Source organism: Bacillus carboniphilus, assembly GCF_039522365.1.
Classification (GTDB): domain Bacteria; phylum Bacillota; class Bacilli; order Bacillales; family JC228; genus Bacillus_BF; species Bacillus_BF carboniphilus.
Genome location: NZ_BAAADJ010000022.1, coordinates 76,159 through 99,548, shown reverse-complemented (window position 1 = coordinate 99,548; position 23,390 = coordinate 76,159). Strand labels below are relative to the sequence as shown.

The 23,390-nt window shown below is 38.9% G+C and carries 22 protein-coding genes; 1 reads left to right on the top strand and 21 read right to left on the bottom strand.

Annotation, left to right across the window (positions count from 1 at the left end):
- Positions 1 to 6: 6 nt before the first annotated feature.
- The 21 genes from xerC to rnc form a co-directional block, all read right to left on the bottom strand.
- Positions 7 to 909, bottom strand: a complete 903-nt coding sequence (xerC, locus tag ABDZ91_RS11725; protein WP_343799189.1) for a tyrosine recombinase XerC — start codon at positions 907 to 909, stop codon at positions 7 to 9.
- Positions 910 to 1,181: 272 nt separating this feature from the next.
- Positions 1,182 to 3,257 (bottom strand): type I DNA topoisomerase, encoded by a 2,076-nt coding sequence (gene topA, locus ABDZ91_RS11720; RefSeq protein ID WP_343799188.1) that lies wholly within the window; start codon positions 3,255 to 3,257, stop codon positions 1,182 to 1,184.
- Between the two features lie 301 nt (positions 3,258 to 3,558).
- The gene (dprA, locus tag ABDZ91_RS11715; RefSeq protein WP_343799187.1) at positions 3,559 to 4,437 is read right to left on the bottom strand and encodes a DNA-processing protein DprA; all 879 of its coding nucleotides are present in this window, start codon (positions 4,435 to 4,437) and stop codon (positions 3,559 to 3,561) included.
- Between the two features lie 88 nt (positions 4,438 to 4,525).
- Positions 4,526 to 5,428 (bottom strand): succinate--CoA ligase subunit alpha, encoded by a 903-nt coding sequence (gene sucD, locus ABDZ91_RS11710; RefSeq protein ID WP_343799186.1) that lies wholly within the window; start codon positions 5,426 to 5,428, stop codon positions 4,526 to 4,528.
- An 18-nt stretch (positions 5,429 to 5,446) separates the two neighbouring features.
- A complete protein-coding gene (gene sucC / locus ABDZ91_RS11705; protein ID WP_343799185.1) occupies positions 5,447 to 6,607 on the bottom strand; it encodes an ADP-forming succinate--CoA ligase subunit beta in 1,161 nt (386 codons plus the stop codon).
- 489 nt (positions 6,608 to 7,096) lie between these two features.
- Positions 7,097 to 7,375: an EscU/YscU/HrcU family type III secretion system export apparatus switch protein gene (locus ABDZ91_RS11700; RefSeq protein ID WP_343799183.1), complete on the bottom strand. Its 279-nt coding sequence runs from the start codon at positions 7,373 to 7,375 to the stop codon at positions 7,097 to 7,099.
- Positions 7,372 to 9,057, bottom strand: coding sequence for a hypothetical protein (locus ABDZ91_RS11695; protein ID WP_343799182.1), 1,686 nt, complete (start codon positions 9,055 to 9,057; stop codon positions 7,372 to 7,374). Before ABDZ91_RS11695 ends, ABDZ91_RS11700 begins: the two co-directional genes overlap by 4 nt.
- A gap of 19 nt (positions 9,058 to 9,076) precedes the next feature.
- The gene (locus ABDZ91_RS11690) at positions 9,077 to 9,844 is read right to left on the bottom strand and encodes a ribonuclease HII (protein ID WP_343799181.1); all 768 of its coding nucleotides are present in this window, start codon (positions 9,842 to 9,844) and stop codon (positions 9,077 to 9,079) included.
- A 76-nt stretch (positions 9,845 to 9,920) separates the two neighbouring features.
- A complete protein-coding gene (gene ylqF, locus ABDZ91_RS11685) occupies positions 9,921 to 10,781 on the bottom strand; it encodes a ribosome biogenesis GTPase YlqF (RefSeq protein ID WP_343799179.1) in 861 nt (286 codons plus the stop codon).
- A 99-nt stretch (positions 10,782 to 10,880) separates the two neighbouring features.
- Complete coding sequence (lepB, locus tag ABDZ91_RS11680) at positions 10,881 to 11,441, bottom strand: signal peptidase I (protein ID WP_343799177.1); 561 nt, start codon at positions 11,439 to 11,441, stop codon at positions 10,881 to 10,883.
- A gap of 191 nt (positions 11,442 to 11,632) precedes the next feature.
- Positions 11,633 to 11,977: a 50S ribosomal protein L19 gene (gene rplS / locus ABDZ91_RS11675; RefSeq protein ID WP_343799175.1), complete on the bottom strand. Its 345-nt coding sequence runs from the start codon at positions 11,975 to 11,977 to the stop codon at positions 11,633 to 11,635.
- Between the two features lie 137 nt (positions 11,978 to 12,114).
- Positions 12,115 to 12,843 carry a tRNA (guanosine(37)-N1)-methyltransferase TrmD gene (trmD, locus tag ABDZ91_RS11670; RefSeq protein ID WP_343799174.1) on the bottom strand — a complete coding sequence of 243 codons (729 nt, stop codon included), beginning with the start codon at positions 12,841 to 12,843 and terminating at the stop codon, positions 12,115 to 12,117.
- Entirely contained in the window at positions 12,844 to 13,362 is a 519-nt protein-coding gene (gene rimM / locus ABDZ91_RS11665; RefSeq protein ID WP_343799173.1) for a ribosome maturation factor RimM, read from the bottom strand.
- A gap of 11 nt (positions 13,363 to 13,373) precedes the next feature.
- Positions 13,374 to 13,760 (bottom strand): YlqD family protein, encoded by a 387-nt coding sequence (locus tag ABDZ91_RS11660; protein WP_343799171.1) that lies wholly within the window; start codon positions 13,758 to 13,760, stop codon positions 13,374 to 13,376.
- Positions 13,761 to 13,915: 155 nt separating this feature from the next.
- A complete protein-coding gene (locus ABDZ91_RS11655) occupies positions 13,916 to 14,155 on the bottom strand; it encodes a KH domain-containing protein (protein ID WP_343799169.1) in 240 nt (79 codons plus the stop codon).
- Between the two features lie 8 nt (positions 14,156 to 14,163).
- Positions 14,164 to 14,436, bottom strand: coding sequence for a 30S ribosomal protein S16 (gene rpsP, locus ABDZ91_RS11650; protein WP_343799167.1), 273 nt, complete (start codon positions 14,434 to 14,436; stop codon positions 14,164 to 14,166).
- A 112-nt stretch (positions 14,437 to 14,548) separates the two neighbouring features.
- On the bottom strand, positions 14,549 to 15,892 hold the full coding sequence (gene ffh / locus ABDZ91_RS11645) for a signal recognition particle protein (RefSeq protein ID WP_343799165.1): 1,344 nt from the start codon (positions 15,890 to 15,892) through the stop codon (positions 14,549 to 14,551).
- A gap of 14 nt (positions 15,893 to 15,906) precedes the next feature.
- Complete coding sequence (locus ABDZ91_RS11640; protein WP_343799163.1) at positions 15,907 to 16,239, bottom strand: putative DNA-binding protein; 333 nt, start codon at positions 16,237 to 16,239, stop codon at positions 15,907 to 15,909.
- Positions 16,240 to 16,800: 561 nt separating this feature from the next.
- On the bottom strand, positions 16,801 to 17,799 hold the full coding sequence (gene ftsY / locus ABDZ91_RS11635) for a signal recognition particle-docking protein FtsY (protein WP_343799161.1): 999 nt from the start codon (positions 17,797 to 17,799) through the stop codon (positions 16,801 to 16,803).
- A 13-nt stretch (positions 17,800 to 17,812) separates the two neighbouring features.
- On the bottom strand, positions 17,813 to 21,376 hold the full coding sequence (smc, locus tag ABDZ91_RS11630; protein ID WP_343799159.1) for a chromosome segregation protein SMC: 3,564 nt from the start codon (positions 21,374 to 21,376) through the stop codon (positions 17,813 to 17,815).
- A gap of 31 nt (positions 21,377 to 21,407) precedes the next feature.
- Positions 21,408 to 22,151: a ribonuclease III gene (rnc, locus tag ABDZ91_RS11625; RefSeq protein WP_343799157.1), complete on the bottom strand. Its 744-nt coding sequence runs from the start codon at positions 22,149 to 22,151 to the stop codon at positions 21,408 to 21,410.
- A gap of 200 nt (positions 22,152 to 22,351) precedes the next feature.
- Between rnc and ABDZ91_RS11620 the strand changes: the two genes are divergently transcribed.
- Entirely contained in the window at positions 22,352 to 23,371 is a 1,020-nt protein-coding gene (locus tag ABDZ91_RS11620; RefSeq protein ID WP_343799156.1) for a DUF3231 family protein, read from the top strand.
- Positions 23,372 to 23,390: the final 19 nt, after the last annotated feature.

Sequence of the window (23,390 nt, the reverse complement as noted above, 5' to 3'; positions counted from 1 at the left end):
GATTGCTTATGCACGCGGATGAAATGACTTATATGTTTTTTGCAAATGATCCTTTGTTACGTGTGTATATACTTGTGTAGATGAAAGATGACTGTGTCCAAGAAGCTCTTGAACCGAGCGCAAGTCAGCCCCATTATTCAATAGATGTGTTGCAAACGTATGACGTAACATATGAGGGTGAATATTAGCCTGCATGGCCGCCTTGTTCATAATCTTGTTTAAGATATCTCGCATTCCCCGTGCAGTTAATGGACCACCTCGGTAATTTACAAAAAGGAAGGAGTGATCCTTCTTATTTTTAGTCAGTAGATTTTGTCTACCTTCATTTATGTATATACGTAGTAAGTCGCTAGCATACCTACCGAAGGGGATATAACGTTCTTTTCTTCCTTTACCGTAAACAAGAATCGTTCCCACTACAAAATCAATATGTTCAAGTTTTAAATTCTCTGCTTCACTAATTCGAATTCCCGTTGAATAAAGTAGTTCTAATAGTAGCTTATCTCGCTGACCAATTGGGTTGTTTTCAAATTGGCTATTTAAGAGCTTCTCCATTTCCTCTACATAAAAAAAAGAAGGTAACCGTTTTTCTTTTTTAGGCAAAGAAAGCATTTGAAACGGATTTTGTTCCACGACACCTTCTCTCATCAAAAACGAATAAAAGCTTCTTAGTGATGAAATCTTTCTAGATATACTAGATCTTTTGAAGGATTGGTCAAAAAGTTTTGATACAAATAGCCTTGCATCAAAATACTCCAGCTCTCTAAGATCAGAAATGCTTTGCTCAGCCATAAATTCAAATAAGGATTCAATATCCTTCGTATAATGGAGAATCGTATGCGAAGAAAAGTTCTTTTCAATTTGCATATACTCTTGAAACTGAATTAACAGAGCTTTGCAACTTTCCATGTGTATCACCTCACAAGGGCTACTAAATATTAACATAACCAAGTAGCACTTGCAACGGATTTTACATTCTTTTCACAAAATTTTGAATTGTTTCAAACAGTCTGTAAAAGTCATCTACTTGAATTATTGTGACCGAAAATTTTAGATTTCCTTCTGCATTTTACAATACGTTTGAAAAAGATAAAAGTTTCATGTACTGAAAATTTTTCTCATTGATAATTCTATTTATGTATTTTATACAAAATAAGAGAGTGAGCATAGTGCTCACTCCGTTACTTTTGTGCTTCTTCTTTGTAATCACACTGTATACATTGAACCTGTACACCCTTTTTCAGCTTCTTCTCAACCAGTAGTCCCGAACACTTTGGACAAGGTCTGTTGACTGGTTTGTCCCATGAAATAAATTCACATTTAGGGAATTGGTCACAACCATAGAAAATTCGTCGCTTTTTACTTTTTCTTTCTACAATGTTTCCTTCTTTACAATTTGGACACTTAACACCAATATCTTTCACAATAGGTTTCGTATTACGACAATCCGGGAAGTTACTGCAGGCCATGAACTTACCGTATCGACCCATCTTAAATACCATCGGACTTCCACAGTTTTCACAATCTTCACCAGCAGGCTCGTCTTTGATTTCGACTTCTTCCATTTCTTTTTCAGCTATTCTTAAATCTTTTTCAAACTCTCTATAAAATGAATCTATAATTTGAACCCAGTTAACCTTTCCATCTTCAACAGCATCCAAATCATTTTCCATCTTCGCCGTAAATTCAACATTTATGATGTCAGGGAAGAATTCAGTAATCATTTCTAGCACTATTTCGCCGAGTTCTGTCGGAATGAAACGTTTATTATCAAGGGCAACATATCCCCTTTTTTGAATGGTGTCGAGAGTAGGAGCGTAGGTCGAAGGGCGACCTATCCCTAACTCCTCTAATGTCTTAACAAGTCTTGCCTCTGTGTAACGAGGAGGTGGTTGAGTAAAGTGTTGTTTTGGATCAATGTTTTGATTTTTCACAACATCTCCCTCTTTTAAGTCTGGAAGATAATTTTCCTTTTCTTCCTCAGCATCATCTGTTCCCTCTACATAGAGTTTCATAAATCCTGGGAACTTTACCTTGGAGCCTGTCGCTCTAAATAGGACATCCCCATTCATTAAATCTACACTCATCGTATCCATTACAGCTGGAGACATTTGACTTGCAATAAAGCGTTCCCAAATCAATTTATATAATCGTAATTGGTCTCTTGAAAGGTGTTGCTTGAGAGAACTTGGCTCTCTTAAAGCACTCGTCGGACGAATGGCTTCATGCGCATCCTGAGCAGCTGCATTCTTCTTTCCACCCTTTGGACTTGAAGAGGCATACTCCTGACCAAAGGTTGAAACAATGTATGAATTCGATTCGTTTTTGGCTGTATCAGAAATACGAGTAGAGTCAGTTCTCATATAGGTGATGAGACCGACTGTTCCTTCTTTACCAAGCTCTATTCCTTCATATAATTGTTGAGCTAGCATCATGGTTTTCTTTGCTCTGAAGTTTAGCTTTCTAGCTGCTTCCTGTTGTAAAGAAGAAGTAGTAAATGGCGGTGCTGGATTTCGCTTTCTTTCTCTCTTTGTAACATTGGTTACGTTGAAATCCTTTCCTTTTAATTGTTTTAGCACTTGGTCTACATCTTCTTTAGACTGAAGCTGTTTCTTATCCTTACCAATTCCATAGAAATTGGCTTGAAACCCTTGTTTACCTTTTAAGAAGTCTCCTTCAATAGTCCAATATTCTTCTGGTTCAAACGCATTGATTTCCTTTTCGCGATCGATTATGAGTCGAACTGCTACTGATTGGACCCTTCCGGCACTAAGACCCTTTTTAATTTTCTTCCATAATAAAGGGCTAATGTTATACCCTACTAATCTGTCTAAAACTCGTCGTGCCTGTTGTGCATCTACTAGATCCTGGTTAATGGGACGTGGGTGTTTAAAGGATTCTTTAATCGCATCCTTTGTAATCTCATTAAAAACAACCCTACAATCTGACTGGATATCTACGTTCAGACTATGAGCTAAGTGCCAAGCAATAGCTTCCCCTTCACGATCGGGGTCAGCTGCGAGATAGACTTTCTTAGCTTTCTTAGCGGCCGTCTTTAATTCCTTTAGTACCGGCCCTTTCCCTCGAATGGTTATATACTTTGGATCATAATTATTTTCAGTATCAACACCCATTTGGCTTCGGGGTAAATCTCGAACATGCCCCATAGATGCTTTTACTTTATATTTTTTACCTAAATAACGCTCTATCGTTTTAGCCTTTGCAGGCGACTCTACGATGACGAGAAACTCTGCCATTAAAATCCTCCTTAGGAGAGGTAAATCCCCATAAATCCTCTATTCACTATTATTACTAAATCTTCCATACATATTAAAGACCGTATTTTCATTTGTCAATGGTAGAGATATGACACATGATGCACAAATTATCCAATTTCAGAACCAATTACTACTAATTTCACTCAGAATTTTGAATCTTCTTAACAATTAAGAAATTCCTCTAACATGCAGTCTTACTAATAACTGCTATTCATATACATGCAATTTCATTCAATATATCGGAAAATTCAGTTTATGATTAAGCCGATAAAAATTTTTTTTACACGATGGGTATTAGCTCTTCCAAAATATCTTCAGGGCATGTAACTAGCTTTGCTCCTTCTTTAATGAGTTGATGAGGGCCCTTTGAATTAATTTCTTGGATATTTCCTGGAACCGCAAACACTTCTCTACCTTGTTCAAGCGCACAGTATGCGGTTATAAGTGAGCCACTCTTTGCTTTTCCTTCTACTACTAATGTCCCCACTGTTATACCACTAATTATTCGGTTTCTTTCAGGAAAATGCCATTTTTGTGGGGAAGTTGCAGGGGGATATTCCGATACAAGCAAGTGTTCTGAACCTATTTTGTCAGCCAGTTTCTTATTTTCGGCTGGATATACTCGATGGAGTCCATTTCCTAGTACTGCTACAGTTTCTCCACCAGAATGAATGGCTATTTGATGGGCAGCGCTGTCTATTCCTTTTGCAAGTCCACTGACAATGGTAAACCCTGCTTCTATTAGTGGTGGAATGAGATATTTTAGTACGTCAATTCCATACGGTGTTGGCGTTCTTGAACCTACAATCGCAAGCCTTTTACGGTTGTGGTTATGGAGTTTTAGACGTCCTTTTTGATAGATAACCGATGGTCGATCATGGATTTCTTTTAATAGAGTGGGATATTCAGGTTCATAGATTGTTGTGATGGAGATTTGTTGGTTTTGATAGGATTGAATGAGGTTTTGTGCAAAGAAATTGTGGACTTCCTGTGTAATTTGTTCTAGTACTTTTGGCTTTAAATCTAGCTTGTTTATAACTGTTAAAAGAGACTCATTAGGGAAATATTTCTCATGGATAGCTACTAATTTCCTAAGTTTATATGGAGTCATGTGCTTAGAATGTTGTAATGCGATTAACTGTTGGCTAAGTATTTTCAATATTTACCACCTCGGATTTTTTTAAAAATTTAATACTTAAATAACAAGGGTGACTCTATTCTTGAAGAGTCACCCTTGTTGTGTATTCTTATAAGTTTTTACACTTGTCGAATAGGTTATTTTCTTTAAGTACTTTAATAAGTGTTTCACCCATTACAGATGGCGTGTCAGCCACTTGGATACCGCACTCATTCATAACTTTAATCTTTTCATCAGCTGTACCCTTACCACCAGAGATAATCGCACCAGCATGGCCCATACGCTTTCCTGGAGGTGCAGTACGTCCACCGATGAAGCCTACAACAGGCTTCTTCATGTTCGCTTTTACCCAACGAGCCGCTTCTTCTTCAGCTGTACCACCGATTTCACCAATCATGATGACAGCTTCTGTTTCAGGATCTTCGTTGAATGCTTTTAGTACATCGATAAAGTCAGTTCCGTTTACTGGGTCTCCACCGATACCAACAGCTGTAGACTGACCGATACCAGCTTGAGTTAATTGATGAACTGCTTCATACGTAAGAGTTCCAGAACGAGAAACAACCCCTACGTGACCTTTTCTATGAATGTATCCTGGCATGATACCAATTTTACATTCTTCTGGTGTGATAACACCTGGGCAGTTTGGTCCAACTAGACGAGTTTTCTTATCCGCCATGTAGCGTTTCACTTTTACCATATCAAGAACAGGAATATGCTCTGTAATACAAATAGCTAAATCTAGTTCCGCATCTACAGCTTCCAAAATGGCATCTGCAGCAAATGGAGCAGGAACGTAGATAACAGAAGCATTAGCACCAGTTGCCTTAACAGCCTCTTCAACTGTATTAAATACAGGTACTCCTTCTACTTCTGTACCACCTTTACCAGGTGTTACACCACCAACGATTTTTGTACCATACTCAAGCATTTGTTTTGTATGGAAAAGGGCTGTTGAACCCGTAATACCTTGAACGATTACTTTTGTATCTTTATTAACAAATACACTCACAATGGTCCCCGCCTTTCCTTAGTTCACCTGTGCAACGATTTTTTGTGCGCCGTCTGCCATAGATTCAGCAGCAATGATATTTAAACCACTTTCGCTTAAGATCTTCTTACCTTGATCTACGTTTGTACCTTCTAGACGTACTACAAGTGGTACTTGAAGGCCAACTTGTTTCGCTGCTTCTACTACACCAGTAGCAATTACGTCACACTTCATAATTCCACCGAAGATGTTTACGAAAATTCCTTTTACATTCTCATCAGAAAGAATGATTTTGAAGGCTTCTGTTACTTTCTCAGCTGTAGCGCCGCCCCCAACATCAAGGAAGTTAGCAGGATCTCCACCGTAATGCTTGATGATGTCCATAGTAGCCATCGCAAGTCCTGCTCCGTTAACCATACAACCGATATTTCCGTTTAGAGAAATATAGCTTAGGTCATACTTAGAAGCTTCGATTTCTTTTGGATCTTCCTCATCAAGATCACGGTATTCCATAATATCTTTATGACGGTATAGAGCGTTAGAGTCAAAGTTTAACTTTGCATCTAATGCCATAACCTTGCCATCACCAGTTGTTACTAATGGGTTGATTTCTGCAATAGAACAATCCTTTTCAACGAATACTTGATACAAGCCAAGCATGAATTTAACCGCTTGGTTAACAAGCTCCTTTGGAATGTTGATATTGAATGCAATACGACGAGCTTGGAATGCAGTTAATCCAACTACTGGATCAATGTACTCTTTGAAAATCTTTTCAGGTGTCTGTTCAGCCACTTCTTCAATTTCCGTTCCACCTTCTTCAGAAGCCATCAAAACAACTTTAGAAGAATCACGGTCAAGAACATATCCGATGTAGTATTCTTTTTGAATATCACAGCCCTCTTCAATCAGTAAGCGCTTTACTTCCTTACCTTCTGGGCCTGTTTGATGTGTAACTAAAGTCTTACCTAGAATTTCTTCAGCATATGTACGCACTTCGTCAAGGCCCTTAGCAACCTTAACTCCGCCTGCTTTACCGCGGCCACCTGCATGGATTTGAGCTTTTACAACTGATACTTTAGTGCCTAGTTCTTTTGCAGCTTCAACAGCTTCATCTACTGAGAATGCTACGCGACCATTTGGCACAGATACCCCATATTTTCTAAGGATTTCTTTACCTTGGTATTCATGGATATTCATTATCCAGTCCTCCTAACGTATCTACCTAATATAGACTGCCGATTCCATTTTATATAATGTACGGGGGTATGTCCACCGATTAAAACAATATTCTCGTTATTATAATTTTCTGACAAAGTTTGAAATGGGAATAGATTCCTTAATTAGGTGAAGGTTGTCTTGGTAGAAATTGCTTTCTCTTCCACATATAGTCTAGCAGTAGTTGATTGGAGTGGAAGGTGCTTGACTCATTTCCACTGCCTTGAAAAAAATAGATGGAAGCAGTGGAAAGTGGGAAGAGAGGGACAAGGGAGACCCCGCGGGAGCGAAAGGGGAACGAAGGCTAAGAACGCCACGTCCTGTGGCAACGCCTTCGTAACCAACATCCTGTTGGCCAGAGGAGGCTCCCGGACCGCCCGCTCTAGCTGCGCACCTGCAACGGAAATCAACGGCCCTCGTTATTAGAATTAACCCTTGCTAAAAAATGGAATAAACTTCAGTAGATTGGAATTATTTCTTTTGTTGTTGATCGACCCGGTAAATAAAAGCAAATACCTCCGCAACCGCCTCGTACAGCTCCTCAGGAATAGATTGGTTAATATCAAGCTGGCCTAACAAAGAAAGAAGCGTAGGGTCCTCATGAAGTGGAACGTCATTCTCCTCCGCAACTTTTAAAATATTTTCTGCAATTTTCCCTTTCCCTTTCGCTATAACCTGAGGAGAATTATTTTTTTCTTGATCATACCGAAGTGCAACCGCTTCTAACCTTTTTTCCTGCTGGTTCTTCATATTCGAATATCCACCTTTGAAAGCATTTGAATCCGTTCATATACTGGCTTAAAGACTGCCTCTTTTTCTACATCTGCAACATACTGAAATTGAAAGGAAGATAGATGGTAGCCAATCTTATTTAGACCAGTTTTCAACATTTCCTTTACACCTTCTGCGGGGGGAATAAAGCCTTCAAGTCTATGAAAAACATGGATTTTTGCCACTTGATTTTGCACTTGAAAGTCTAGGAGGGTTTCTCCTAATTTTTCTAGATGAAGATGAAATAATACCCGACAATGATGGGGGTCAATCTTTTCTTCTTTTGACTTTTTTCCACTCCAATAGATAGTAGCATCATTCAGACCATGTACAAAAGAAAGGGGAATCTGTGAAAAGATTTGAAGAATCGGTCCCGTATCTTGTGTTAATAACTTTTGCCCCTGTAAATGTGATAATAGCTCCTGTATTCCTAGCTTTTGAGGAACTCCATCCTGATGCATCAGTTGAATGAGTTGAGCTTTCAGTGATTCCAAACCTTCTTTTCTAGCAGAAGCCATGTCTGCCTCTAAGTTTAATCCGAGCATGCTTACGATTTGCTTCAATTCTTTTACTACATGCTCACGATTAAACGACATGAAAAACTCATAGTCCGATTGAGGAAAATTTTTAAATCCTTCTCCATGAGTTAACATACTTTTCCCTAACCATTGTAAAACAGGTTGACTCAATGACAGGCTGGTTTCCTGCTTTAAATAGGTTTCAATGCGTGCTAGTTTTGCTGGATTCATCTCGGTTTCAAGTTCATATTGCAGGAATAATTGTGATACTTGATCACTGTTCATTGTTGCCTGTACATTTGGTAGGACGCTTCTCCAAATCATCATTCCCTCTTGGCGGTTTCCACCTAGAAACGCTTGTTTTCCAGACTCCCAGATTTGAAGCCTACTTTGGGTGGTGATTTTTCTAAACAACTGTTCTGCATTGAAAAAATCCTCCCCAGTAGTACCGCCAGGGAGTTGTATAATCTGAGCAATTATCTGTTTGGCAACCCGCGAAGCATTTTGGTTAACTGAAGGTGTAAGTGCAGTTTTTATCAAATCCAGTCCCATTTTTTCCTCTAAGGTACTCATCAATGGCTGTATTCGTTCCGGGCTAACTTGAGAGTGATTCGCCAAACCTTGTAGAAGGAAAGAAACTCCCTTACCTGAAAATACAGTAGATAGAGACTGAAAGACTTCTTTTGTAAAAGGAAGCGGGGCTCTATTCATAAACTCTAATACTTTTATATCCTGAAGGGGGGAGCTAGAGTTTCCAAGCCATTGAAGGGATAAGGAAAGTTTACTTCCATTTGACTGGAGCCACCCTTCTTTTATCGCGAGCTGGAGTAGACGCTGTTCCCAGCCTCCCTTTTCTAATGCAAGTTGCTTTAAAAGGACGTCTACTGCCCTTCCTACATCCGTGTTTGGGGTAGACAATACCTTTAATACTAATTCATTTTCTGTCCTTTGAACTTGGAATAAATAGGATTTCCCTACTTCTAAAGGGGCGTTTAGCTTCGCTTCAACTTCTCCCCCAACTGTACGGATCGTCGCAGTTCCTTCTGCATCAACTTTAGTCAGCTTCCCTTGTAATAAGTCACCTGTTTGTATGGGTGAGTTTATCTGCTGAAATTGAGTCCCTGCTAATGAAATGGTATTCAAGGCATATCCCCCTCTCCCTCTACCTCGTATACTCCTTGATTGGTGCAAAGCTTCTTCTGTGCTCTTTAATAACTCCTAGTTTCTGAATGGCATCCAGGTGTTCCTTCGTACCATATCCTTTATGCTTATCAAAACCATAACCTGGATGAGCTTTTTCCAAGTCCGCCATGTAACGGTCACGTGTCACTTTGGCAATAACAGATGCTGCGGCAATAGAAACACTTTTAGCATCGCCTTTAATAATGGACTCTGAAGGAAATGGTGTTTCTAATGGCATTGCGTCAATTAAAAGGAAATCAGGCACAGGCTCTAATTGATTGATTGCTTCTAACATTGCTTTTTTGGTAGCTTGATAAATATTAATCTCGTCAATTTCATGAGAGTGCACCATACCAATGCCTACAGCAATGGAATTTTCATGTATTTGGTCAAACAACTCTTCACGTTTCTTCTCTGTTATTTGCTTCGAATCATTTAAGCCTGAAAAATATGTATTCTCTTCCAAGATAACAGCTGCTGCCACAACAGGTCCTGCAATAGGACCTCTACCCACTTCATCAATCCCAGCAATAAATGAATAACCTTTACTTTTATATAATCTTTCAAAGTGCATGAGAGCTAAATAACGTTCACGTTCTTCTTTTTCCTTTTCCAACCTTTTATTCCACTGAGATAATAAGGTTTGAACGCCTTTTCTCGTATCTGTTTCGAACTCTTTTAATTGAGGATCCTCTGTGTCTGTTATGTTGTCTAATATTTCTTTTATTTGTGAAATTGTGTATGACATACTATACTCCTTCAATCTTTCTTTCTTATATATCGGATGTTCTAAAAAGCATTAAAGACCCAGACAAGTTGGGTCTTTAATCAGCATTACTATATGGAGTTTCTAATGATAGTGGTCCTAGTTTACCGTTTCTGAGCTCCTGCAGAACAATTTCTGCAACACGGTCCCAATCTACATATCCACCAGAAACAATAAAGCCACGTTTTTTACCAATCTCGTCAAACAGGACAGCCATATCATCCGAGATAGTAGTAAGCTTGTATCTCTCTTGCATTCTATCTGGATAGTGTTCACTTAAGTAACGGAGTGCATAGGCTGCAATATCCTGTAGAGGTAAAATCGTATCTTTTATTGCACCAGTGACAGCTAACCGATAACCTACTTCTTCGTCTTCAAATTTTGGCCAAAGAATCCCTGGTGTATCTAACAACTCAAAGTCCTTCCCAGATTTAATCCAGCTTTGAGCTTTGGTGACACCTGGCGTGTTTCCGGTTTTCGCTATTTTTTTACCAGCCAACTGGTTGATGAATGTACTTTTCCCGACATTAGGGATCCCCACAATTAAAGCTCTAATAGCTCGCGGGTTAATAATACCCTTTGCACGTAATGCTTCGTGCTTGTCCTTCATTAAGCTCTGAGACTGTTGAATGACTTTTTTGATATCAGAGGAGCGATGCGCATTGATAGCTAAAACACTTGCTCCTTCTTCTTCAAAATAAGAAATCCATTTTTTAGTCACAGCAGGGTCTGCTAGATCACTTTTGTTTAATAGTACTAAACGCCGTTTTTGATGGGAAATTTCATTGACCATTGGATTTCTAGATGACAACGGAATTCTTGCGTCTACAATTTCAATCACAAGGTCTACTAATTTTATTTTTTCTAGTATCTGTCTTTTGGCTTTGGCCATATGGCCGGGATACCACTGTATCGTCATGAACTATTTACACCACTCTCTAAACACGTTCTAAATCGTTATAAAGGTCTATTGATTTATTGCCCCATCACATTGGTTTTTATCCTATGTAATATGGGCCTATTTTACAAAGCCGAGGTCGTCAAATGGCCAGTAAACTAAGCTAGTTTTACCCAAGATATCTTCAAAAGGGACGGGCCCAATATGTCTAGAATCTTTACTTAATCGTCGATTATCGCCCATCACAAACACATGACCTTCTGGAACTGTTTCACGTCCGATTACATCTTCTAGAGTAAAAGACTCCGTTAGTGTCCCTCCGATCACATCTTGTTTATACGTATCTAAGTATGGTTCTTCGTAAGGATCGCCATTTATGTACAAGACATCATTTCTATATTCTACTGTATCACCAGGCAAACCAATGACTCTCTTTATGTAATCTTTCCCTTCTGGGGCTTTAAATACAATGATGTCAAAACGATCTGGTTTACCAAATTGGTAGCTAAATTTATTGACAATCATTCGATCTTGGTCGTTTAATGTAGGCATCATGGAGTACCCATCTACGACAATGGGTGCGAATAGGAAGTAACGAATAATAAATGCAACTGCAATAGCAATGATTAGAGCTTTAGTCCATTCCCATAATTCACTTTTTGGTTTTTTAGTTTGTTCCATCTTTATACCTCGCCCTTGTACAATATCTACATTATATTCTACTAGAACAGCTATTTTTTCTCTACTACGTTCGTAGGAAACTTTTCTTTCTCTATTTGCAATGGCTCTCAGCACTATATTCAAGTTTTTTCATAAAAAAGGTTATAAAACGAATAAAGGAGCTTGAATACTCAAGCTCCTTTAAGTTCATATTATCGAATTTCTTTAATTCTTGCTGCTTTTCCGCGTAGGTTACGTAGATAGTAAAGCTTCGCACGACGAACTTTACCACGACGAACAACTTCAAGCTTAGCAATTTTTGGTGTGTGTACTGGGAAAGTACGTTCTACACCTACACCGTAAGAAATTTTACGTACTGTAAATGTTTCACTAATTCCGCCACCACGACGCTTAATTACAACGCCTTCGAACAACTGAATACGTTCACGTGTTCCCTCGATAACCTTTACGTGTACACGTACAGTATCACCAGGACGGAATGTAGGAAGATCAGTACGAAGTTGTTCCTTCGTAATTTCTGAAATAATTGGGTGCATGATCTTCAACTCCTTCGACAGATGCTCTTGCATATTTAATAATCGCAGCGGAACACCGTTTTATGAACCTAGACAGACGTAACTGCCTAAGTCACAAATGCTATCATATCATATTCGAACACGGGTTTCAATATAGTCTATTGCTTTTTCTGTTCTTCTAGCCATTTTTTTTGACGATCTGTAAGTCTTGCTTTTTCTAATAACTCTGGCCTACGACTTATGGTTCGATTTAAAGACTCTCTCTCTCTCCACTCTTGGATATTTTCATGATGACCAGAGGTTAACACCTCAGGGACTTTCATGCCTCTAAAATCGGCAGGTCTTGTATAGTGGGGGTGTTCTAATAATCCCCCATTAGAAAACGAATCTTGTACGGGAGAATCTTCATTTCCAAGAACGCCTGGGAGTAGTCTAACTACACTATCAATCACAACCATGGCAGCTAGTTCTCCACCTGTTAATACATAATCCCCGATTGAAATTTCATCTGTTACGATATGTTCTCGGATTCTCTCATCATACCCCTCATAATGACCACAAATAAAGAGAAGATGATCCTCTTGAGAAAGCTCTTCCGCTTTTTGTTGAGAATGAACTTCTCCCTGAGGACATAACAGGATGACCCGAGGCTTTTTCCCTACTGTCAAGGCATCTACAGCATCAAATACAGGCTGGGGTTTTAGGACCATACCAGCCCCACCACCATAAGGATAGTCATCTACTGTTTTATGCTTATTATCTGCAAAGTCTCTAAAATTGGTAACATGATAAGAAACCGCCCCAAGGTCTGATGCTTTTTTTAAAATTGACGTTTCAAAGACACCTGTGAACATCTCTGGAAATAATGACAAAACATCAATTCTCATTTAATCAAGCAACCCTTCCATTGGTTTAATCGTTATTTTTCTCTCGTCAATGTTAATCGTCTTAATCACTTCAGCAATATAAGGAATGTAATATTCTTTACGATTCCCTTTCACGACCCACACATCATTAGCTCCCGGAGTTAAAATCTCCCTCACTTTTCCAACCTTTTCCCCATCTTCTAAATAGACTTCACAACCAATGATCTCGTGAAAATAAAACTCTCCTTCATCTAGCTCTGTAAGTTGCTCTTCTTTTATTTTCAGAAGTCCGTTTTTTAAACCTTCTACTGCTTGGATAGAATCATATCCCTCAAATGTTAGCAAATCAAAGTTTTTATGCTTACGATGATGCTTAACCGTTAAAGGTATAGAAACTTCTGTATTTGGTTCTGAAAAGAAATAAAGTGTATTCCCTACTTTATATCTCTCATCTGCAAAGTCTGTTCTTGAAATCACTCTAACCTCTCCACGCAGGCCATGTGTATTCACAATCTTTCCTACATTAAACCATTTTTCCATTATTTCATTCGTCACCCTTTACGAATTTCTTTAACAATCCCATTTTCTATCACAATTTCTTTAACTAGTCTGTCCCACGAATCGCCTTCATTTACCTCAATGAGCGCTTCTATCTCGGATTCCCTTAGTTCTGTCCCCAAAGGAAGGATTTCTAGTTGTTCTAATTGAAATCTAATCGATTCGATTTGGTCTTCTCTTCTTTCAATCTCTTGTAAAAAGCTAGTTTGAAGGGAAGAGTTTCGTCCTTTTTTAGAGTGTTCCATTTTTTTCTGTTCAAACAAAAGTTGCTCACATTCTTTTTTGAGCATGTCTTTCTCATTATGTAGTTTTTTCTGAATGGAAGATTTACTTTCTTCCGTAAGTACTTGCTTTACTGTTATTTTTCGAATGATTCTCAAGCCTGTCACACTCCTTATCATTTTTGTGACTGGACAAAGGAGTTTGCCTATCTACCATTCATAGTAACGTATGTATCTATTATGGTTCTACTATTTAATGGTTAATTACCAAAAAGATTGTTGAACTAGAAAAAAGGAGGGGATTCCCCCTCCTTTTAGTCTACGATATCAACATAAACTTTCTTTGAATCGTCTTGTCTAGTTGCGGCTGCAGCATAGACAACAGTTCGAATCGCCTTTGCAACACGCCCTTGCTTTCCAATTACTTTCCCGATGTCACTCTTGTTGACGGAAAGCTTATAGGTAACGCTATTCGTTTCTTCAACAACATCAACGCTTAAGTCTTCTGGAAAATCGACAAGGGGCTTGACGATCGTTTCAATGAGCTCTCTCATAGGCCCTCTTATTTGCTATATTTAGCGTTGTGGAATTTTTCCATGATGCCTTGAGAAGAGAATAGGTTACGAACTGTATCAGATGGCTTAGCACCAGTTTGAAGCCACTTAAGTGCTAATTCCTCATTGATTTTAAGTTCTGCTGGTTGGCTTACAGGGTTGTAAGTACCAATAGTTTCAATAGAACGTCCATCACGAGGAGAACGAGAATCTGCTACAACAATACGATAGAAAGGAGACTTCTTAGCTCCCATACGCTTTAAACGAATTTTAACTGCCATTATAGTGCACCTCCGAATAGTTTCACACAAGATAGTATAATATCAAATGTATTTTGGGTTGTAAAGTGTTTTTTCTTTACATAGTGATTTTACATGAAATTCCCATTTGGTATTACATAAATGGGAATTTAAATCCACCTTTTTTCTTACCTTTTTGCATGTTTGTCATTTGTTTCATCATTTTCTTCATTTCATCAAATTGCTTCAGTAAACGGTTTACCTCTGGAACGGTTGTACCACTACCTGTTGCAATTCGCTTACGACGACTTGCATTGATAATGGATGGGTCTTCTTTTTCCTTCTTCGTCATAGAACGAATAATGGCTTCAACCTTACCAATTTGCTTTTCGTCGACTTGAAGGTTTTTCATACCCTTCATTTTATTCGCGCCCGGGATCATCCCTAGAAGTTCATCTAACGGTCCCATTTTACGAACTTGTCCTAATTGTTCAAGAAAATCATCCAGTGTAATGGATTGTGTCTTTAACTTTTCTTGAAGCTCCTTTGCCTTTTCAGCATCCACTGTATCTTGGGCTTTTTCAATAAGTGAGAGTACGTCTCCCATCCCTAAGATTCTGGACGCCATTCGCTCTGGATGGAATGATTCTAAAGCATCTAGCTTTTCGCCCATACCGGCAAATTTAATAGGCTTTTCTGTCACAGCTCGAATAGATAGTGCTGCACCACCACGAGTGTCACCATCAAGCTTTGTTAAAACGACTCCAGTAATTCCTAATTGGTCATTAAAGCTTTGAGCCACATTTACTGCATCTTGTCCTGTCATCGCATCTACGACATGGAAAATCTCATCAGGCTTTGCAATCTCTTTCACATCTTTCAATTCATCCATTAAGGTTTCATCAATGTGAAGGCGTCCAGCCGTATCAATTAACACATAGTCGTTGTGCTCTTCTTTTGCTTTGGCAATGGCTTGTTTCGCTATTTCAACAGGGCTTACCTGATCTCCTAACGAGAAGACTGGCATGTCCAACTGTTTTCCTAGCGTTTCCAATTGCTTTATTGCAGCAGGACGATAAATATCGGCTGCAACTAGTAGTGGCTTTCGATTGTATTTCTTTCTTAATAGGTTTGCAAGCTTACCTGTTGTGGTCGTCTTACCAGCACCTTGTAGCCCGACCATCATAATGACTGTCGGTGGTCTGTTATTTACCGCAATCTTGCTTTGCTCTCCACCCATTAAGTTGGTAAGCTCTTCTTTTACGACTTTAATAACCTGTTGACCAGGAGTTAAGCTCTTCATGACTTCTTGGCCAATAGCCCGTTCACTTACACGCTTTACAAAGTCTTTTACTACTTTAAAGTTAACGTCTGCCTCAAGGAGTGCCAGACGGACTTCCCTCATCATTTCTTTTACGTCTGCTTCAGTTACCTTCCCCTTACCCTTAATCTTCTGGATGGTACCTTGCAGACGATCCGCTAAACCTTCAAAGGCCATACGATTTAGCCCCCTTACTCTAATTTTTCAAGAGCTTCAATTGGCGCAAGCAATGCATCTTTACTACTCTCTCCCGCTTTAATCAGCTGCTTCATTTCTAGGAGCAGCTTCGATCGCTCTTGAAATTTTTTGAGTAGCAGTAATTTTTCTTCATATTCTTCAAGCATTGCTTCCGTCCTCTTTATATTATCATAAACAGCCTGCCGACTGATTTGATATTCTTCCGCAATTTCCCCAAGTGAGAAATCATCTAGGTAATAAAGAGACATATAGTTTCGTTGTTTAGGGGTTAACAACGACTGATAAAAATCATATAAGTAATTCATTCTCGTCGTCTTTTCGAGCATATGAGTGGCCCCCTTGTTAAGTGAAAAGACTTTACATCAATAGAATACTGAAATTGCCTAGTGTTGTCAAGGTGATGGCTTTACAGGTGAATGGGAGACCTTGGTGATTGGGGTTGGGAGGCAGTGTGTGCAGTTTTTTGTGTGGGTTTCCTGAGGTTTTTGAGAGGTTTTGAAAGGATGTGGAAAAAAGCTCTCGATAATTGCAGTTTTCGAGAGTTTTATGGTTATATTTGGAAACAAACTCTCAATAGCTTCGACTTTCGAGAGTTTTATGGGTATTTATGGAAAAAATCCTCTCAATAACTCCTCTTTCTGTGCCTTATTTTACATATTATGGAATAAAAGGCATAGAAATCACTCTTTCTGTTCCGATATTTACATATACTGGAACAAAAGGAACAAAAATTCCTGTTTCCGTGCCGAATTTTACATATACTGGAATATTTAGAACGCAAACTTTTTTTGTGCTCCTTGTTAACAAAAACACAAACACACCTTTCTTCACAACCTCCCCATTATCAAAACAAAAAAACGAGGCACTAAGCCTCGTTTCCTCTCTACTTACTCACTTACCTCGTTTTCCTCTTCAGCCAATCCAGCAAACAATCCATACACGTATTGCTCTGCATCAAATGGCTGTAAATCATCCACTTTTTCACCAAGTCCCACAAACTTAACCGGGATGTTTAATTCATTTCGAATAGCTAATACAATTCCACCCTTAGCCGTTCCATCCAGCTTTGTTAGCACAATACCACTAACATTTGTCGCTTCTTTAAATTGTTTCGCTTGAATCATCGCATTTTGTCCAGTTGTGGCATCTAGTACAAGTAACACTTCATGTGGTGCACCCGGGATTTCCCGCTCAATAACTCTTTTCACTTTTTCTAACTCTTTCATAAGGTTGACCTTATTTTGAAGACGTCCTGCTGTATCACAAAGTAACACATCGACATTTCGAGCTTTGGCAGCTTGTACAGCATCATACATGACAGCTGCAGGGTCGGATCCTTCACCTTGCTTGATTACATCGACACCAACACGCTGTCCCCATACTTCAAGCTGGTCAATTGCTCCTGCACGGAAAGTATCTCCCGCTGCAAGTAGGACTTGTTTCCCGTCATTTTTAAACTTCTGTGCCATTTTTCCGATTGTAGTTGTCTTTCCTACACCATTTACACCTACAAATAAAATAACGGTTAGTCCTTCATTATTCACTTGAAGCTCAGAAGCACTTTCTTCCCCTGCATTATAAATCTCTACTAATTTTTCTGTAATGACATCTCTGACATCAACAGGGTCTGTAATGTTTTTTCTTTTGACTTCCATTTTTAGTTCATCAATAAGTTCCATTACGGTTTCAAAGCCAACGTCAGCACCAATTAGAATCTCTTCCAACTCTTCGAAGAAATCCTCATCTACTTTTCGATAGCGTGCCACTAAATCATTGACTCTACCTGCAAATTGGTCTCTAGTTTTGGTTAGACCTTCTTTAAACTTTTCGGTTACAGAGTCCGTTTGTTTCGTAATTTTTTCTTTTAACTTCTTAAAAAAACTCAAAGCTTCCACTCCTTTACGACGTAACCAATTCTTTTGAATCTTCAAGGCGTACGGATACTAGCTTCGACACACCAGATTCTTGCATGGTTACTCCATATAAAACGTCCGCACCTTCCATCGTACCTTTACGGTGTGTAATGACGATGAATTGCGTCACTTTACTAAACTCTTTTAAGTATTGACTAAAACGAAATACATTCGCATCGTCAAGTGCAGCTTCCACTTCATCCAATACACAGAAAGGAACTGGTCGGACTTTTAAAATTGAAAACAGTAAGGCAATCGCCGTTAATGCGCGTTCCCCACCTGATAACAAGCCAAGGTTTTGTAGTTTTTTGCCTGGTGGTTGTGCAACGATATCTACCCCTGTATTTAAAAGGTCTTCTGGATTAGTTAGACGTAGGTCAGCTCTACCACCACCAAATAACGCTTGGAAAACAGAGTTAAACTGCCCTTGAATTTGGTAAAAGGTATGACTGAAACGTTTCGTCATTTCATCATCCATTTCCCCAATAACCTCAAACAGTGTCTCTTTTGCTGATTCAAGATCCGTTTTTTGTTCTGATAAAAACTCAAACCGCTCAGAAACCCGGTCATATTCTTCAATGGATCCTAGATTTACAGTCCCTAATTCTTCAATGGCCTTTTTGGTTAGCTTTACTTTCTTTTTGGCTTCTTCGATAGGGAGCTGAAGAGGGTAGTCCTCTTTTGCTGCTTCAAACGTTAGCATGTACTCTTCTTGTAACTGCTGGAGACGGCTTTCTAGTTCCACGTCTAAACGATTGACTTTGACCTCTTCGTCTTTAACGTGCTCCGACATCCCTTTGTAAAGACGCCTTAGTTCCTTTATTTCTAACTCGAGTGTTTCCAGCTGTTCATATAATCCCACACGCTGGTTTCTTCTAGCAGAAATCAGCTGCATCGTTTCCTCTTTCTGTACCGCTTTTTCTTTCGCCTGTATATCTAAATCACTTTCTCCAGTTGTTGTTTTCTCCATTTCACTGGTTAAGAATTGAAGTTCTTCTTTCACTTCACTCAGGCGATCCTCGACTTGAAGAGACTCGGATTGAACTCCATCTAGCTGTTGCTTTAGGTTTTGAACTTGCTCCTTCTTTGAAGCAAGTAGAACTTTTAATTCTCCAATTTCGTCCTGGAGTGTTTCTTTAGTGACCTGAGCATTTTTCTTTTCAGCGGTCATATGCTCTATCTGCTGATTAAGCTCTGAAATCTTTTCTTTAATGGAAACAAGCTCTTCTTTCAAAGCCTTTTCACGGGAATCAAGACGATCCGCATCGTCCCCGTATTGCTTTGTTTCGATGTCAAACATCGTGAGCTTGTCCTGAATGTTTTTCTCATTCAGTTCGATTTCTTTGACCTGACTCTTCATATCCTGTTCAACTTCACGAAGCTCTTCGTTTTGTTGCCTCATGGAACGAATCTCTTGATTTAACCTCTCCATTTCAGACTTCATTTGCTTTACGTGATTTTCAAGTTTTAGTGTTTTCTCTTCCATCACTTGAAGCTTTTCTGTGAGTTCATCAAGCTCTTGTTTTCTACTTAATACAGAAGATGTCTTCTGTCGAGTGGCTCCCCCTGTCATAGAACCTCCAGGGTTTACGACATCTCCTTCTAATGTCACAATTCTAAAACGAAAATCCACTGTACGAGCAATATCATTCGCACTTTTCAAGTCGTTTGTAACCAGCACATTTCCCAAAAGATTTTTAATGACAGCTGAAAATTTAGGATTGAAACTGACAATATCACTAGCTACTCCTACAAACTGAGGATGCTGACTAACTCTTTGCAAGTAATGTCCTGCCACTTCTCTTTCTTTCATTACGGATACAGGTAAAAAGGTAGCACGCCCGTATGCATTTGATTTTAAAAATTGAATGGCTTTCCTAGCATCTTGTTCAGTTTCTACTACTATGTTTTGTAAAGCACCACCCAGAGCTGTTTCAACTGCTACTTCATATTGTTTCTCAACGGAGATCAATTCAGCTACTGCTCCATGTATTCCCGTCAAGCGATCCCTTGACTTTAGTACTTCTTTTACCCCTTGAAAGAAACCAGCATAATCATTTTCCATTTCTTCCAGCATATCTTTTCTAGATTTAGCTTGTTGCAAGTACTGATACGCTTTATATAATGACTGTTCTTGTTTTTCATATTGGCTAGTCATGGTTTGGAGCTTCGTCTCTGCCTCATGAAGTTTCTCTCTTAAATAATCCGTTTGCTCCTTTAATTGATTGTACTGAACTTCTTTCTCCTCACGTTGTTGTCGCAGGGTGTCTCTTTGTTCAATCCACACTTGGTTTTCATTTAGGAGCTTGTTTGATTTCTGCCCAATTTGAGATTTTTGTTCTTGAATATATTCATACTCATTCTTTTTCCGGGCTTCTTCATTAAGCCACTCAATATATTCACTTTTTAGGGCCTCAATTTGATCTTCAATACTAACATCTACGTATTGCAGTTGGGCTTCTTTTGTTGCCAGGTTATCCTGGATTTCTTTCTGTCTGCTCTTCTCTTGCTTATATTGATCCTCAAACGTGGATAGCTGAGAGGCTAGAACTTCTTTTCTTGCCTGTAATTCTTCAATATTTTTCTTTAACTGAGCTTGATTTGATTCAGAGTTTTTAAGGCGCTCTTTCATAACCTCTTTGCGACCTTCAAGTTTCTCCAGCTCTTCACTTGTCTTTAATAAGATTTGTTGAAGGTCTTGAACCGACTCATCAATGGCTGCAACTTGGTTACGCAATTGCTCAGCTGTAGCCTCTTTATTAGATAAGGCTTGAGAGTATTCTAATTCTTTTTCTTTATGTTCTTTTAAATCCTTTGTCAGCTGCTCCCAGCGACGATGAAGGTCTTCAATTTCATACACTAATACAGCAACTTCAATGGTTTCAAGTTGCTCTTTCTGTTCAAGGTAATCCTTCGCAATGGATGCTTGAATTCTTAATGGTTCAATTTGCCCTTCCAGTTCATGTAGAATATCCTGAACCCTATGTAAATTGGCTTCGGTTTCTTCTAACTTGCCTTCTGCCTTCTTCTTTCGAGTCTTATATTTTAAAACTCCAGCTGCTTCTTCGAAGATAGACCGTCTTTCTTCTGATTTTGAGTTCAGAATTTCTTCTACCCGACCTTGGCTGATAATAGAAAAAGCTTCACGGCCTAACCCGGAATCCATAAACAATTCAACGATGTCTTTAAGACGACATGCTTGCTTATTAATGAAGAAATCACTCTCACCAGAGCGGTACACCCTTCGCGTAACACTCACTTCCTCAAAATCCAGAGGTAAAGCCTGATCATGATTATCTAAAGTTAATGTAACCTCTGCAAAATTAAGTGCTTTACGACTATCGCTTCCTGCAAAAATAATATCCTCCATTTTAGACCCACGGAGTGATTTAGCAGACTGTTCCCCTAAAACCCATCGGATGGAATCTGTAATATTACTCTTTCCACTACCGTTGGGTCCAACAACCGCAGTTACACCCGGAACAAAATCTACCGATATCCTTTCTGCAAAAGATTTAAACCCAACACTTTCTAATCGTTTAAGAAACATACAGATCCCCCCTCTCTCTTTACCTTACGAATCATTTTCTTTTTACATCCTTCTCAAAGCTCTTTAATGTTTGTAACGCCAATTGGGCAGCATGTTGTTCAGCCTCTTTTTTCGATCGGCCACTACCAACTCCAAGTTCTTCTCCGTTTAATGAAACCCTTGAAACAAATTCACGGTTGTGAGCTGGTCCTTTTTCTTCCAAAATCTCATACGATAGTTGGCCTGATGCTTCCCGCTGTATAAATTCCTGCAATTGACTTTTGAAATCCATCACATGAGAAAAAGCACCTTCTTGAACCCTCGGATAGACCCAAGCTTCTAAAAACGTAAATACTTGTTCAATTCCCTGATCAAGGTATAGAGCACCAATAAAGGCTTCAAACACGTCTGCTAATAAAGCAGGTCTTTCTCTACCACCAGTCATTTCTTCCCCTTTTCCTAAAAGGATTAGGTCACCAAATGATAATGCCGTCGCAAAGGACACAAGAGAAGGCTCACAGACAATCGCCGCTCTGAGCTTTGTTAGTTCTCCTTCAGACATTGTAGGGTATTGCAAATATAAGAATTTGGAAACCGTAAGCTCTAACACAGCATCTCCCAAGAACTCTAGTCTCTCGTTATCTTCATACGTTTTTTTACGATGCTCATTCACATAAGATGAATGTGTAAATGCTTGCCATAATAGTTTTTCATTTTTAAATTGTATTTGCACTTTATCTTGAAACTCCTGGAAAAGTTCTAACTGCATTTTCCAATCTTTTCTTTTCTTAGTCATCGACTTCACCTAACCTGTCAAAAATACGCACATCCTCAGTTTATTCTAAAACGAAAGGAAGTTCAAAGCCTTTCTTACAAATGTTTTGGTGAAAGGTCTTCCCCTTACGTAATTAGATAAAAACCATAGACTTCACGTTATATAAATATCAAATTACGCACACAATAATCGTAGTAGAGTTTATCTTGAGGAGGTACACCATGGTCCAAGAAAAAATACATCTTACTGCTGCCGAAATAGGATGTCTTTGGACAACCTATCTGAACGATACAATGTCCAAGTGTATCTTAAGCCATATGTTCATACATATACAAGACCCTGATGTAAAACCCATAATTGAGTTCGCTCATAAGATAGTATGTGAACATATTGATTTTCTAAAGACTGTATTTGAAAAAGAACAATATGCTCTTCCTACCGGTTTTTCAGACCAAGATGTACAACATGATGCTCCTTGGTTATTCTCGGATACCTTTTGCTTAACCTATGTAAATCAAATGGCCAAAGTAGGTATGCTTTCATACAGTGGTTTTTTGGCAATGAGCGCAAGAGATGACCTTCGAACATACTTTACAACTTGTCTATCAGAAACCTCAACTTTGTATAATCGCTCGACTGAAATAGCGTTAAATAAAGGTGTTTTTGCAAGACACCCTTATATGGAAGTTCCTAAGCAGGTTGATTTTATCGATGATAAAAACTATTTTAGTGGGTTGAATCCTTTTGGAAATAAACGACCACTAAATGCCATAGAAATTTCCCATTTGTATATGAATATCTTAACAAACATGATCGGGATTAAACTTTGTCTTGGCTTTGCTCAAACCTCTCCAACTAAAGAAATTCAACAATATATGATTCGCGGCAGGGATATTTCAAACAAACATGTGAAGATTTTCACTGAAACACTGCTAACAAACAACATTGAAGCTCCACAATTACCAGATTTGAGTGTGAGCAGTTCAACTACACAAACTTTCTCGGATAAACTGCTGATGTTTCATATGTCATTTTTAAGTGCTGCAGGGATGGGGAATTACGCTACAGCAGCGGCAGCTAGTCAAAGAAGTGACCTTGGCGTTAACTATGAACGATTGTCTCTAGAAATTGGTCAATATGCAAAATCAGGTGCCGATATTATGATCAAACATAATTGGCTAGAACAGCCACCGGGAACAATTGACAGAGAGGAACTGGCGAAAAATAAAGGTAGTAAATAAAAAGCTCCGTCGATTGAGA